Genomic DNA, 15,713 nt, shown 5'->3' on the forward strand with positions numbered 1-15,713 from the left:
GTATTTGCTATTCTTACTTCTATTTACTTTTTATATTAATGAAATCAAACACACACTTGTTTTTTATCAACTGCTCTCCTTCCTATAGAACGATACTTGATATCACTATTTTGAGCATCTTCTATTGCAAAACAGTTTCTACCATCGTATATATTTACTTCTTTCATTTCATTTTTAAATGTTTCTAGCGATATAGATTTTATTTCATCCCACTCTGTTAAAATAAATACAATATCAGTATCTTTAATGGCCTCAATGACTTCGTTCACATATTCTACTGCATCCGGTAATGCTCTCTTTGCATTATCCATTGCAATTGGATCATAAGCTTTTACATGAACCCCCATTTTGACTAGTTCTGGAACAATGACTAAAGATGCTGCCTCACGAATATCATCCGTATTTGGTTTGAAAGCTAATCCCAGTACACCCACTTTTTTTCCGTCCAATGTACCAAAATCTTCTACCGCCTGATCAAGTAACCTACGTTGCTGTTTATTATTAAACTCAATTACTGCGCTCAATAAACTGAAATCATATTCTACATTTTCTGCAATTTTCTTAAGAGCCTTCGTATCTTTAGGGAAGCAAGAACCACCGTATCCGATACCCGCCTTTAAAAATTGATTACCTACACGACTATCTAATCCCATTCCTACCGCTACTTGCTCAACATCTGCCCCTACTTTTTCGCATACGTTAGCAATCTCATTAATAAAACTAATCTTTGTAGCTAAAAATGCATTAGATGCATATTTAATCATTTCTGCACTACAAATATCAGTCTCATATATAGGAATACCAAATGGTTCATTAACCTTACGGATAGTCGCTGATGCCTTTTCACAATCTGATCCAATTACAATTCGATCGCCATTAAATATATCATACACTGCAGATCCTTCACGAAGAAATTCTGGATTTGATACCACTTCAGCTTTAACACCTTCTGATAACAGTTTATTTAATTTGCTTTTAATGTAATGGTTCGTCCCTACAGGTACGGTACTTTTCGTTACCACAATCACGTCCTGTTGAACATTTTGAGAAATTTGTTCTACAACTTGATTAATATAAGTTAAATTTGCAGTTCCATCTTCATTTTCTGGGGTACCTACTGCAATATAAATAATGTTCACTTCTTTAAATGCTTTGAAATGATTAGTAGTAAATCTTAGGCGCCCTGCTGCGATATTTTTCATCATCAAAGTATCTAATTCAGGTTCATAAATAGGTGATTGTCCACTTCTCATTTTTTCTACTTTTTGTTCATCCGTATCTATACAGACAACATTATGTCCCACTTCTGATAGACCGACGCCTGTAACTAACCCTACATAACCAGTTCCTACTACTGCTATATTCATATTAGTGTATCTCCCTTGCAATCATTCTTTTTTGAATACAAGTTAGAGCGTATGCCATAACTTTTTATTAAATATGTATCCTATTGGTAATTCTGATGTATATTCCATGCTATTAGAAAGCATCTTTAGATCCAAATAACACCAAAACTGTTTTAAACATCAATTTAACATCAAACCATAAACTACGATGTTGTATATATGTTAAATCCAGTTCAACCATCTCTTTAAACCCAACACTATTTCTCTCCGTCACTTGCCAAAGCCCTGTACATCCTGGCGTAACAAGTAATCTCTGTTTATCATAAGAGGTATATTCCTTCACTTCTCTTGTAAGAGGTGGCCGTGGCCCAACTAAACTCATCTCACCTTTTAAAACATTTAATAATTGAGGTAATTCATCAATGCTTGTTTTGCGAATAAATTTTCCGATTTTTGTTACACGAGGGTCATCTTTCATTTTAAACATGGCACCCGATACTTCATTATGTTGTAATAAATCTTTTAATTTCTCTTCTGCATCAGTTATCATAGAGCGAAATTTATACATCTCAAATTCTTTCTCATTTTTCCCAACTCGGTTTTGTTTAAAAAAGATTGGACCCTTTGGATCTTCTAACTTAATAAGTAGTGCAATGATAAGAAAAATAGGCGAAAGAAGAATAAGACCACATAACGCACCTACTATATCCATTAAGCGCTTCATAAATAAATATAACCACTTTTGATTTACCTCTTCAGCAGCAAGTAATCCATTTTTCTTGACCGTTTCACCTGATACTTTCATTAAGGCCACTGCTATTCCACCTCACCTTTTATACATATACATTTTCTTTTTGTACAAGCTCATTCATATATTTAATTAATTCGTCTTTTAGCTCATCGTGCTGAAGTGCCATTTCAATCGTCGTCTGAATAAATCCTAATTTCTCGCCAACGTCATAACGTTTACCTTCAAAATCATATGCAAATACACGTTGGATTTCATTTAATCTTTGGATCGCATCCGTTAACTGAATTTCTCCACCGGCCCCTGTTTCTTGATCCTCTAGGAACATAAAAATTTCTGGTGTTAATACATAACGTCCCATAATTGCGAGGTTTGATGGAGCTGTTCCTTGTGTCGGTTTTTCAACAAATCTGCTCACTTGATAACTACGCCCTTTTTGTTCTAGTGGATCGATAATACCATAGCGATGTGTTTCATTTTCTGGAACTGTTTGGACACCAATTACCGATGACTTTGTTGCTTCATATTGATTCATTAATTGACGTAAACACGGTGTTTCCGCTTGAACAATATCATCACCAAGCAATACGGCAAATGGTTCATTCCCAATAAACTTACGTGCACACCATACTGCGTGTCCGAGTCCCTTTGGTTCTTTTTGTCTTATGTAGTGAATGTTAATTTTGGAAGAAGCTTGTACTTTTTCAAGCATTTCATACTTCCCTTTTTCTAATAAGTTCTGTTCCAGTTCAAAGGAATGATCAAAGTGATCTTCGATTGCACGCTTTCCTTTACCAGTTACAATAATAATGTCTTCAATTCCAGATGCAATGGCTTCTTCCACAATGTATTGAATCGTTGGCTTATCAACGATAGGTAACATCTCTTTCGGCATTGCTTTCGTAGCTGGTAAAAACCTTGTCCCCAGTCCAGCAGCTGGAATAATTGCTTTCCTTACTTTTTTCAAATCAGTACCCCAAAGCATTTTTTCATATATATGTATGTAGCGATAACAAAAAACCCTATCTATAGAGTCATATTTATAACCTCATAGGTAGAGTTTCTATCATAAATAAATTATGGGCATCTAACCCTACCTCACATCATGCTTTTGACAACAAACGCGTCTAAGGTAGAAATTTACTCTACCCACAGCATAGCCGAGTGTCTCCATTGATATTGGTTAGGAGGCATCACCAAGTTGTTTTCTCTTTAAAAGAGACCGAATATTTTTTTTCGTCTTATTTTCTCGGGCTCTTCTCGATAAATCATTTTTCCACTTATTAGTTCATACGTATTTTCCTTGAAGTAGTACAATGTAGAACTCCCAAATGTTTTCTCTACTGTTTCATACGCAGCTTGCAAGTGAAAGGACCGCGTTGTTGTGTTATGAGCATCTGATGATATGACATGTGTTAAATGATGCTCAATAAGTTGCAATGAAAACTTATTGATTTTCTTTCCGAACTTCCCTGTGACGCTTCCTGCTGTAATTTGTGTTAGTGCCCCTTGATTGACGAGCTTATACAACACATCGGGGCGTTCAATAATTTCCATATTCCGTTCTGGATGAACTATAACCGGCGTGATCCCTTTCACACGTAATTCATATAACATTTTTTCTGCATAGCGCGGGACATGGTTTGCTGGAAATTCAATTAATATATATTTATCGGTACGATTCAGTGTAACAATACGTCCCAAATCATAGTCTTCTAATAACTCTCCGTACAACCTGATTTCTTGACCAGGTAAAATGGTTAAATTGATATCCTCTTCTTTTAATCTTTCATTTAACTGCTTTACCTGATGAAGAATGCTTTCTGCTAGATTCATATAAACCCCATTTTGGTGATGAGGAGTAGCAACGATTGTATGAATTCCTTCTTCGCATGCTGCCTTTGCCATTGCAATGCTGTCTCCGATTGATTGTGCTCCGTCATCGACATTAGGCAAGATATGACAATGTAAATCAATCATTCTATTTCATCCCCTCTTCACATATTCTTCACATACTGAATACAAGAAGAAAAGATGAATGTTCACCTTTCCTTCTTTTGCATTTAGTTAGAACCGTAATAGTAATATTCGGATCCATTTTGTTCTTTATCATTTAAGACAACGCCAAGTAATTTACCTTTTGCGCTATCTAATGATTGTTTTGCTTTAAGTGCCGCCTCTTTTTCTGTTGCACCACTTCGAATAACAAGTACAGAAGCATCACATTGATTTGCCATAATTTGTGCATCTGTAACTGGTAAGATTGGTGATGAATCAAAAATGACAAGGTCATACGTGCCATAAGCTTCTGAAAGTAAATCTTTCATCGAGCTTGCACCCAGTAATTCCGCTGGATTTGGTGGGATTGGACCACATGGTAAAAATGTTAAATTACCGATTTTCGTTTGTGTCACACATGTTTCTAGTGTTTTACTACGTGTTAATACACTTGTTAAGCCAAATATATTCTCCACTTGCATCATTTGATGTAATGCTGGTTTACGTAAGTCTGCATCGATAAGTAATACTTTCTTACCTTGTTGTGCGAAAACAACTGCAATATTAGCAGCCGTTGTTGTCTTTCCTTCACTTTGATTCGCAGATGTTACGATAAGAGAACGAATCTTCTTATCAATAGATGCAAATTCAATATTTGTTCGTATATTTCGGTATTGCTCTGACACAGATGATTTTGGTTGTTCATATGCAATCAGCTGACGGCGAGCACGTAATATTTTTTTCTTAATAACCAATTGTATGACCCCCTACTCTCTTCGTTGCTGATAAACTACCGCTCTTTGTACCATCTTCCTCCATATGAGAAACGACGCCAAGAACCGGTACACCAAGTAGTTTTTCAATATCTTCTTCTTTTTTCATCGTGTTATCTAAGTACTCTAGTAAGAATGCAATTCCAACAGAAGCCATTAATCCAACAACAAATGCAATTGCTATATTTAACTTTTTATTTGGTTTGATTGGTGACTGACCTTCTGCTACTTCTGCTTTTGATAAGATCGTTACGTTATCAATACTCATAATTTTTGCAATTTCGCTTTTGAATATTTCCGCTGTTGTATTTGCGATATCACGAGCTAGTTTTACATCTTTATCTTGAACTGTAACAGCTATTACTTGTGAATCTTTCTCATTTTCTACATTAATTTTTCCATTTAACTCTTGAGTAGACATGCCTAACTTTAATTCACTCTTCACCTTATCTAAAATTACAGGGCTTTTTACAATGATCTTATATGTATTAGTTAATTGCACATTGGTTTGCACCTCGTTATACTGAATGATTTTCTCATCTTGTTTCTTTTGGTTAACAAGAATTTGCGTCGAAGTCTGATAAATCGGCGTTATAAAGTAGAAACTTACGATCGCGCTTACAAGTGCTGCACCAATCGTAATTACAAGGATCATAACTAATCGTTTTCTTAAAATAGCAAATAACTCTTTCAAACTTATTGTTTCTTCCATGCCTTCCTCCAGCTTTCAATAATTTGTTATAAAAACTTCTGAAAATAAATAATTTGTCAGGTTTTAGGCTGACAAAAAAAATCTGGTATCTAGCCCTAAAGTTGTTTAGCGATAAATAACCATTTAACATATTACAGAACTTACATTAGTATAGCAAGAATGGTTGAGAAAATTGTTGGAGAAATTGACAAATATTATACTGCCGAATATGACGAATTTCGACACAGTTTTTAATGTATAGGTTTTCATTTGTTATATACTGTCGATATATGGGTATTATTAATATTACTAGTGAATATACCATTGATTGATCTGTGTATTTATACTATCCTGTTTATAAAAATCTTACCTTTGTTAATTTTTATTTTGTTTTTTCTTAATCTTTCAATATCTTTTTCAGACTTTAGTTGATAAACTTTTTTCGAAGGTCCCCTATATTTTTTAATCAAACGTTTGTTTAAAAGTAAGAGAACTTACCTATCGACAAATCCTCTTACCTTTCGTCCATTTCTTCATAATTCGCTTCAATAACAATAAAAAAGATGAATGACCATACTCTCTTCATTCATCTCCCAACGTAAAGTTATGTTAACAAATCTTTATTCTTTCTTATCACCAATTGCAAATGTGATTTCAGCTTCACAAGCGATTTCACCATTTACAGTTGCTACTGCTTTTCCTTTTCCAATCGGTCCACGGACACGTGTCATTTCGACTTCTAGACGAAGTTGATCACCTGGGCGAACTTGACGTTTGAAGCGGCAGTTATCAATACCAGCAAAGAATGCAAGGCGACCGCGATTTTCTTCCTTCTTCAGTACCGCAACAGCACCCACCTGCGCTAATGCTTCTACAATTAGAACACCTGGCATCACAGGATAATCTGGAAAGTGTCCATTAAAGTATTCCTCATTTGCCGTTACATTTTTAATCCCAACCGCACGCTTTCCTTCTTCTACTTCTAAAATTTGATCGACTAGTAGAAATGGATAACGATGTGGAATAATTTCTTTAATCTGTTGAATATCTAGCATATCATTCTCTCCTTATATACCAAATTGGTCATACCACCAACACACTGTCCTTATTATCCCATTCTCCATTGTTTTTGTCACGAAAAACAAGAAATGCTTTCTACCCAAAATATCTATTAGGACTATTCATACAAAAAAGATACACCCTTTTCCCTTCGCTAATCGGTATAACAAAATAATAGCAATTAACACGGAGGTTGGAAAAAGGTGTATATCAAAGTTAGGGAGAGAAAATATACATTATTTTCCTCGTATGTCGTATTCATAGCTCATTATAAAGGACAAAAACAAGAAAGAAAAATTCAATATTTACTCCTTTTTACCATCATACCCTTAATTTTCTACAAATTTCTACAAATTTCTTCATTTTTCTTATATTATCTTAAATAGCATATCTAGAAATTAAGATTCGTAATCCAGAACACTATGCTTTATAAAAAAATAAATCTTCGTGGATTAGCCTTTAATAAAAACCCTATAAAATATCATCACAAAAGATACATTTTCATTTTACATAAATGTCCAATATTACATATAAATTCTTTTAAATCTATTTAACGATACATGAAAATAGAGTATAACTAATAAGAAATTGTTACTTTTCCTTGTTTATCTGTTAAATAAGGCATTCCGGAGTATTTGAAAGAAAAATTCAAATGAAATTAAAAGAAATACTTATATAATATTCTTCACTATCTCTCTTTCATTTCCTCAAATCGTTTCCCTTCTTAATTACTTATATAAAATTAGTAGCAATTCAAAATACCAACAATTCATTAGGCACTACCTCTCATTAATCACTGACCATAAAAATGTCTACAAGGTGCTTCAAAATATATTATCACAACTACACTAATAAACCTTTATATACAAAAAGCAGCGAGACCTCTAGTCCTAAAGACGAGGGGTCTCGCTGCTTTTTGTATATGGTATAAATAAAATCAGGTTCCATGTTAAATTATAACACGGATATTTATACATGTATATAGATGGTATATTAATAAGTCACAAAAAGTATTTCTAGTTTTTTTTACTGGTCACACAATTAAATTAAGCTCATATTTCCATAAAAAGACCAGTACACAAATACCAATTATCCCCCAAACCATAAATAATCAAATTGTGTTACCGGCCCGAAAGAAATAAAGGCAGTGTATTCCTTAAATTTATAAAAAATAATTGTGACTAGTCATATTTAAATGTTTACCTTAGCCTGTTGTCCAAGTAGACTACTAAATAAACCACTTTCATCTTTTGCCAGTTGTGCGAAACTACCGTGTTGAATAATTTGTCCTTGATCCATTACAATTACTTGGTCAGCTTTACGTATAGTAGATAGTCTATGTGCAATGACAATAATTGTCATGCTTCCTTTCAATCTTTCCAATGCTTCTTGTATTTTCGCTTCATTTTCAGCATCTAACGCACTTGTTGCCTCATCTAATACTAAAATAGAAGGCTTTCGAAGTATCGCTCTAGCCAGAACAAGACGTTGTCGTTCTCCCCCTGAAAGTTTGACTCCCCTATCGCCAATCAGTGTATCCAATCCTTGCGAGAGCTTGCTAACAAACTCAGCGGAAGCAGAAAATTCCAAAGCTTCCCAAAGCTGCTCCTCACTTGCATTTGGTTCAACCATTCTCAAATTGTCTCTTATACTGGCATTGAATAGAAATGGATCTTGAGGAACATAGCTAATAGATTTCCTCAATGATAATAGGTCCTTACTTGTCAACGGTTTGTTATCTATTAATAACTGACCGCTCTCCGGCTGCATAAGTCCCATTATGATATCAATTAATGTACTCTTTCCAGCACCGGAACGCCCTGAGATAGCCGTCATACAATTTGCAGGAATACGCAAATTAATATCTTTAAGTGAGTACACAGCATTTTCTTTATTGTAGCGGAAAGAGATATTTTGACACTCAATAGATTGTTCTATCTGCATAGGATTTATACAATCATAATCCTGCTCTATATCTTGCAATTCTATACTTTTCTTACACTCTTCCTGTAATTGCAGCAAATCTTTAAAAGCGGGAAGATTCGCTGCAATTTGTTCCATGTTTGATTGTATACCTGCAAATCGTGGCCACAAACGAGAAAATATAAGAATAATTAATAATAATTGCTCCGTTTTCGTCTGAAACAGCTTAACAGATAAAAAGATAAGAATAGCAATGAAAACAGCTGATGCAATTTTATAAAAGAGTTGAGAATTATTTCTCACCTTAATATATGCAAACTGTTCACGTTCCACATCTTCTACCCAATTACGTAACCACATATAACGAGATCGTTCGAGTGTATTGCTCTTAATATCCTTAATTCCATTAAAATGATCAGTTATACCTGCAAGATACGCTTTTGAATTCTCTGAGGTTCGACCACCTAATCTTTTTGATTTTTTAATAAATCTTCGTGAAAGAAAGGCAAGTACCACAGCGCAACATAGTAAAAAAATTGTTATATCTGCCGCTAACCAAAAAGCGAAACCAATCTGTATAAATGTAAACATTAAAGAAGTGAGCAACTGTAAAAATAAATTAGTGCCTGCGCTAACACGCCCTAATTCCGTTGTCAAAGAATTGATAAGATCTGATTTTCTCTTTTTCACAAAAAAACTCCAGTTGGCCTGCAACAATCCACGATAAGTTTCCAATCTCAAATGATTAATAAAACGTATCTGGATTTTTGCATTACGAACTGTTATATTCCTTTGTAAAAGCGCTTGTCCCACGACCAATATAATATATATTCCTAATACAAGTGGTAATCCTAAAGTAGTTGGAAACTCACCTAGGAATCCAAGAACCCCTGAAAGAGGACTTGTCTGTTCATTCATCTTCGCAATACCGCTAATACTTATCATAGGAATTAATAATAAAATGCCGATTCCTTCTACAAGACTGACCAATACCATTCCCATGAGATTAACAATGAGAATGTTTCCAGTAAAAGAGTATAACCGCTTTGTAAAATATAAAATATTTCTCATTTTCACTTCTCCTTACGGTACCTCATTTCCCTCCAAATCCATAAAACCGGCCGCAAAGGGAAATATAAAACATGCAGCTGTTTTGGCAGTGGTAAAGTTTCCACATCCTGAGGATAAGGATACAACCAACTAAGATGAAACAGTAGCTTTTGAGAGCTTGTCTTTAACAAATATAAATATCGCTCATGATATTTTGAAACTTCTTCTGGGACAGGATCTGTATGCAAGTTAATCATACTTTCCAAGTAATATATAGCAAGCTGCGCTAATTGCGTTACCCTTCTCCCTGACATTAATACTTTTGTCTCTTCTTCTATTATAAGAGTATCTAAAAGCTTAGAAGATAAAATAAGGGCCTGACCTACCAGTTGTTTGCATCCGTATTTTTCCAACATAACAATGAGTTCTTTCCAATCTATTTCTTGCCTTACCATACGGTCAATGTCTGTTAACCATCGAAGCCTGGACCAACCATGCCTAGTCCCATGAGTCACAAGAAACATAAACAAATCCTCTCTACCTAAAAAATAGACAGGATAATTTGTGATAGGACTCGTCCTCTTTCGCTCCCATAACTCATCAAAGCGTGGTTCCTTTCCCGGCCCTGGGTGTAGTCGCCAATGAATCTCCAATTTCACCTTACTTATCGGATGCATGTAAGTTGTATGGTGGCGTCTCCACTTCCATTCATTCATAACCGTCGGAAAATCATCCTCTTTGACATAACCATTCTTTACAAGTAATTCGTTCACTTTTCCAAGATCATCTATAGGAACAAGGGCATCCAGATCCCCTGATGTTCGAAGGGAAATATCTCCATATAGATCCGTACCAAGAATAGGGCCCTTCAAAAATAGAAGTCGAAGTTGGTTTTCAGCAAATAATTTACTTACCTTTCCCATTTCTCCACTTAAATGAAGCATATGGAATGTATTCCTTTTAAAATATGTACTTAATACTTGCATAACATTTGATGGAACTAACTGTTTATCAATAGATTTCATTTTTGGATAAATGAACGCATACATACGATGATGCAGCGCCAGTTTCAAAAATTTGTTCCAATCAATATTTATGAACCAGTCTTCCGGGATTTCTTGTATCTCTTTATCTTCCTTCTTTATAATTTCAAGTAACAATTTTAGTTCTTTAGGTAAATGACTCAAATCAAGATTACAACCGGTATACATCTCATTCTCCTTCAAGATTTTTTTACCCTATCCTCTTTGCAAATTTACCAACAACAGTAAATCTCTTCATTTCTTCTACGCCAGTAATATAAAAGGGCCCGCTACGTAACCACGCATGGGCAATCATATTTCCTGTCTCATCTTTCGCGGTCCCTAAGTAAAGGGTACTTTCAATTTGACGCTTCTCCAACATTTTCATTGCAGCGATAGCTTTAACGAGACACTGGCTTTCCCAAAATGTATAACGGCTCATCATATGCACTGCTTGAGAAATTTTCCTTAACGTAATCTTTTCCGATTCATCATAGCTTAAAGACGTTTCTGCCATATGAATTCCTAATATAGGAGCAGCTTTAGAAAACGGTATACTTTTAAGAATACGAGCCCAGCCTAAATAAAAGAAAGCTTCTATAAGTAATAATTTTGTTCCCATATCGAACGACAAGAAAGCTTTGGCTTTATTTATGATATTCATCGATCCTACTCCTAATCTATTAAATCTGGAACGTTCAATTAAAAATCAAAGTTTTTCATCAACCGAGATTAACCCTTCTGCATACAAATGATTTAAGAAAGAGAGTACTTGTTCCTTACATTCTGCCTCTTCAATCATATATCGAGACAATAATATATCAATCACTTGATTGACAGATATTAATTCATTAATTAAACTCCAAATTTCACCACCTATACCTCCTAAGTTATAGTATTTCCCATTATGGATGCTCATCATCACTTTCTCCCCATCCATATCGCTCACTACATTTTCCTGACCTTGTACAACAAAACTGTGTAATGAAATTGTTTGTTTACTACTCATTATTTTTCCTCCTCTTTTAAAGACTCTAGAATTTTGGATACTAAATCATGTGCCGTAAACTTTGAAATAGGACGTCTCAATTGAAACATATCTATTTTGTTTACGATATTTGTAGAATGCATAAAATGCCATTCCATCATCCCCAATCGTGGGATTAATGAATTCCTATATGTATGACGCAGCAATGTGCGTAGTCTCTCCAGTCCTTCAATCTGCTGAAGTTCAACATCCCCATTTTCTACTTTCACTAATTCGAATACACCTGCCAATGGTAATGGTTCCTCGAAAAAGTTAGCTGTAACGGGGACAGCATATTTAGTTTCCCTTTCAAATAATGGCTGATAATGCGCTGTCTCCATTCCAAACTGATCAAGACTCTCTTTCCATAACTTTTGTTGCGGATAAGATGGTGTAACAAAAGGAGTATTATCCTCAGAAAGAGACACAGCAATTACATCATCGCTTAAAAGCTTATAGCCTTTGCTTAAAAGGGCTGATGCAAGAGTTGATTTTCCAGCTCCTGATCTTCCTACAAAAGCATACGCCTTTCCATTGATGGCTATTACACTTCCATGCAGAGGGAGTATTTTTCTCTGCATCAACAATGCCCCCATACAAGTCCCAAGAATATAAAGCCGAATCTTATCTTGATCAGACCCTTTCATAGGTGAAACAATGATTTTTTCTCCATTTTGAATACAAAACGTAGCAGTTTCGGGGATTTGAAACATAATTAATTCTTTTTCAACTACAAACACTGACTTCGGAGAAGATAACTCTCCCCATAATTGGGACAAATCTGCAGTTTCTATTTTTACGTCTACTTCATTTTCGTAATTACTTACTTGAGGCAATTCCGGCAGGGGAATCTCACTTAATAGGGCTAATCCGAAGGCTTTGTAAATCTCTTTCTTTACAGTATGTATCATCTTTCTCACTCCAAATAGTTGAAAAATTGATTAAAAAAACCCTTATACCGTAATTAAACTATATAAGGGCTGTAAAGCATATAAATCTTATTTAAATATTAGTGCATTAGCTGTGGTGAAGAGCGCCTTGCTCATCCTCATCTTCAAAAACTTGGTCAACAAGTCTCTTTCCAGGTCCAGCCATTGTCATGTTGATATCAAGTACTTCTAATACTGGTGATTGCCATTCTTGTTTCATAATTTCACCCCCTTTCAAATATATTTTTTGATAAATCGATAGACAATAAGACTACGCATTAAAATTCTAAAATCTGGATCAAACACGTATTCTACTCGTGGTTCTCCTTGAATTTTCAAAATCGCGCTCTTAATAATCTCCATATTAAAAAAGTTAGAGGCCACTGGGTCTTTACTAAGCTGCTGAAGTTCCTCGATAAACATTTTCCATGAAGGAATCATGCGATGAACCACATCAGCTGCCTGTATTCCCCGCACACGCTGATTTAATCTTACTTTGTCAGGAAGAAATCCTTTTGTGGACCTCCGGACAAGTGCACGATTTAAGCCATTTTGAACAAATTGTTCGAGTGGTAACGATAAACAGAATCGAATTACCCGTAAGTCATTCGTTGGATCATGCCCTTGTAAACCATAACGCAAGGAGAGCTTTGTTCCACTTGTACCCGTTGTATTCCACAAGTTTAGCTGTTCAAAATGTTTCTGCCTTATTTCATATATATTTGGGATAGAAGCCCCTGTTACTTTCACACCATGTTCTTCAAGCTTTCTAAATACATCAGTACGTTTTGCAAGTTCTGGACTAACTAACGTTGGCAGTTCGTATTGCTGTTCCGAGGAAAACATGTTTTTTATCGATGGAAATGCTTTCTCCCCTACGACTTTCAGTATTCTCGATTTTTTGACCCCAACGTTCTTACCATACAAATCAATTTCACGATAAAGCTGCAACCAGCTGAACTTTTTAAGTAAAATCGCATAATAATCTAAAGCTGGCCCCCAAGAGATTGTGAAATTTCCTCTCGCTCCATTTAAGAGCACCCCAATCCCTTGTTGTTGGGCTTTTTCATAAATTCCTTTCACCCAGACGGAATTTTCGAAAAATTTATATGGCATCTCCATAATCTCAAGCCAATCATCAATTTCTGAGAAAGAATTTTCTCCCGGAAAATTCAAATAATTCCCTTTAATATTCCCTACATGTTGTACTGTAGTTTGAATAAATGGCTTTTCATCAGCAATCGTATGACCACGAGTCCAATCAGTAAACCCTTCCGCAGGTACTGAGCTGAATGTATATAATTTTTTGTTCTCTTTTTGCAGGGCTCTCGCAGCAAAGCTAGCAACAGCTCCTGAATCTAATCCCCCACTTAAATGAGAACCAACATTACGATGAGTACGTAACCTTGATGTTACTGCGCTTTCAAATACGTCCCTGAACGCCTCTTCATAATCTTCATTTGATTTGAGTTGCAACTGCTCCTTTACAAATAACGTGTCGTATTTCGCAATACTAACTCTTCCCTTAACTACGGAGATAGTATGAGAAGGCGGGACTTGCTCTATATTTTTATGCACTGTTGAAAATGCATCTATTGTATCAAGCATATTAGGTATCGCTAAATATTCAGCTAACCATTGCTCATTCAATTCCTTCCCGACGTACGGTAAAGAAAACAGCGGTTGTATGCTAGTACAAAAAGCAAATTGATTTTGATTGCGGTAAAAGTAAAAAGTCCGACTTCCTGAAAAATCACGTGCACCAAAGAGCAATTGCTTTCTCTCATCCCAAATCATAAAAGCAAAATCACCAATTAGATACTTTGGTACATGCTCTCCCCACTTTTGATAAGCGAGTAAAATCAACTTACTATCAGGCATCTCTCTTCTATGTACCTTGTCTACTTGCAATCTATCGAATAATTCATTGCGATTATCAATAATAGCATCAGCAGTTATAACCAACTGTGTTTCATAATCATAGTAAGGTAATTGTTCATTAATAGATTCAGATGTTATCCATTTTGCATGGGAGCCAAAAAAAATATTTTCCTTGTGCCATATATCGGTATTGTCACCTGGATAACGAGATAAATCTTTCATGATTCCAATCCTATGTTCAGGCGGTATCGGTTCTCCATTTAAATGATAAATTCCGGTTATTGCACTCATTTTTTCCTCCCACTACGAGACAATTAAGGGAAAACCCGATGGATAAGCAAATTACTAGATATATCAAAAAAATGTTATTAATATACCAGAAAACCCTTTCCTCAAACTACCTCGTTTACGCATAACAGATTTTAAAACCCAATTTTATAGCCTTAAATCTTTTTTCAGTTGAAGTATTCAAGCTTTCAGGCTACCTATCCTATTGTAAACCCTCGCATTTTAATTTTCTCAAAAAAAGAACAAAGGTGTGATTTTCTTAATTCGAATCAAAATATTACCATCTGAATTTTATATAAATAAAAATCACTGAATTTAATATATCAATAAAACGTTTATATTCTTTATAAAGAATATAAACTCAGATTACCATTTCACTATTGCATTGTCAAGTATCTATATACTCAAGAAAACAAATATTTATGTATCTTTTTTAGTAACTGTAAGAACAAATAATACAGTAAAACTTTAATCGGTAGGAGGCTTTACATCCCTACCGACTATTAATCTCATCAATCGAGCTTTTACGAACATTCCATCTATCTTCTAAGTTTCCCTAAAATCTTAAGGTAGTGCTCTTAATGTTCACAAATAGCAGGATAAACGTTATATCTTACAAATACACAGGAGAATTTTCATCTTTTTATATTTTGAAAATTTCTGTGCTATGATATTTCATATAATTTATTATTAACCTATTAATTAACGCTGATTTTCATATTTTATGTTCTCTATTACTTCATTCCCCTGCTTATTTAATCAAAACAGGAGAATAACCTTTTTATATTTATACCATTTTCACAAAAGGGATGATATAATATGCGTTTACCACTAATAATGCTAGCAAAGAATATAATTCGCATTTACCACAAGATTATGTACGCTTACTATTTCACTCTTTATAGGGATTGCCGTGACTTTCATTCAAAAAAAATTTTTTTCCGTAAAATGAAATTTCACAAAAACGGCACTGACTGA

At 34.8% G+C, this 15,713-nt stretch carries 14 protein-coding genes; all 14 read right to left on the reverse strand.

From position 1 onward, the window contains the following. Positions 1-44: 44 nt before the first annotated feature. The gene (locus CQZ94_RS14950; protein WP_078213861.1) at positions 45-1,367 is read right to left on the reverse strand and encodes a UDP-glucose dehydrogenase family protein; all 1,323 of its coding nucleotides are present in this window, start codon (positions 1,365-1,367) and stop codon (positions 45-47) included. Positions 1,368-1,479: 112 nt separating this feature from the next. Then, a complete protein-coding gene (locus CQZ94_RS14955; protein WP_078213862.1) occupies positions 1,480-2,160 on the reverse strand; it encodes a sugar transferase in 681 nt (226 codons plus the stop codon). A 19-nt stretch (positions 2,161-2,179) separates the two neighbouring features. Further along, complete coding sequence (galU, locus tag CQZ94_RS14960; protein WP_078213876.1) at positions 2,180-3,061, reverse strand: UTP--glucose-1-phosphate uridylyltransferase GalU; 882 nt, start codon at positions 3,059-3,061, stop codon at positions 2,180-2,182. 245 nt (positions 3,062-3,306) lie between these two features. Beyond that, the gene (locus tag CQZ94_RS14965; RefSeq protein ID WP_105586030.1) at positions 3,307-4,074 is read right to left on the reverse strand and encodes a tyrosine-protein phosphatase; all 768 of its coding nucleotides are present in this window, start codon (positions 4,072-4,074) and stop codon (positions 3,307-3,309) included. A gap of 83 nt (positions 4,075-4,157) precedes the next feature. Further along, positions 4,158-4,847: a CpsD/CapB family tyrosine-protein kinase gene (locus CQZ94_RS14970; protein ID WP_105586031.1), complete on the reverse strand. Its 690-nt coding sequence runs from the start codon at positions 4,845-4,847 to the stop codon at positions 4,158-4,160. Beyond that, on the reverse strand, positions 4,837-5,577 hold the full coding sequence (locus CQZ94_RS14975) for a YveK family protein (protein ID WP_105586032.1): 741 nt from the start codon (positions 5,575-5,577) through the stop codon (positions 4,837-4,839). The genes CQZ94_RS14970 and CQZ94_RS14975 overlap by 11 nt, the downstream gene beginning before the upstream one ends. A gap of 599 nt (positions 5,578-6,176) precedes the next feature. After that, positions 6,177-6,611, reverse strand: coding sequence for a 3-hydroxyacyl-ACP dehydratase FabZ (fabZ, locus tag CQZ94_RS14980; protein WP_002184592.1), 435 nt, complete (start codon positions 6,609-6,611; stop codon positions 6,177-6,179). Positions 6,612-7,806: 1,195 nt separating this feature from the next. Next, entirely contained in the window at positions 7,807-9,609 is a 1,803-nt protein-coding gene (locus CQZ94_RS14985; protein ID WP_078213866.1) for an ABC transporter ATP-binding protein, read from the reverse strand. A gap of 2 nt (positions 9,610-9,611) precedes the next feature. Further along, positions 9,612-10,799: a nucleotidyltransferase domain-containing protein gene (locus CQZ94_RS14990; protein WP_105586033.1), complete on the reverse strand. Its 1,188-nt coding sequence runs from the start codon at positions 10,797-10,799 to the stop codon at positions 9,612-9,614. 22 nt (positions 10,800-10,821) lie between these two features. Further along, positions 10,822-11,274 (reverse strand): lasso peptide biosynthesis B2 protein, encoded by a 453-nt coding sequence (locus CQZ94_RS14995; RefSeq protein ID WP_001021513.1) that lies wholly within the window; start codon positions 11,272-11,274, stop codon positions 10,822-10,824. Positions 11,275-11,319: 45 nt separating this feature from the next. Continuing rightward, complete coding sequence (locus tag CQZ94_RS15000) at positions 11,320-11,619, reverse strand: lasso peptide biosynthesis PqqD family chaperone (RefSeq protein WP_000095761.1); 300 nt, start codon at positions 11,617-11,619, stop codon at positions 11,320-11,322. After that, complete coding sequence (locus CQZ94_RS15005; RefSeq protein WP_078213869.1) at positions 11,619-12,548, reverse strand: aldolase; 930 nt, start codon at positions 12,546-12,548, stop codon at positions 11,619-11,621. The genes CQZ94_RS15000 and CQZ94_RS15005 overlap by 1 nt, the downstream gene beginning before the upstream one ends. A 106-nt stretch (positions 12,549-12,654) precedes the next feature. Beyond that, positions 12,655-12,786 carry a paeninodin family lasso peptide gene (locus tag CQZ94_RS15010; RefSeq protein ID WP_000808480.1) on the reverse strand — a complete coding sequence of 44 codons (132 nt, stop codon included), beginning with the start codon at positions 12,784-12,786 and terminating at the stop codon, positions 12,655-12,657. Positions 12,787-12,800: 14 nt separating this feature from the next. Next, the gene (locus tag CQZ94_RS15015; protein ID WP_078213870.1) at positions 12,801-14,738 is read right to left on the reverse strand and encodes a lasso peptide isopeptide bond-forming cyclase; all 1,938 of its coding nucleotides are present in this window, start codon (positions 14,736-14,738) and stop codon (positions 12,801-12,803) included. Positions 14,739-15,713 lie beyond the last annotated feature (975 nt).

Source organism: Bacillus sp. MYb209 (assembly GCF_002975175.1).
Taxonomy (GTDB): Bacteria; Bacillota; Bacilli; order Bacillales; family Bacillaceae_G; genus Bacillus_A.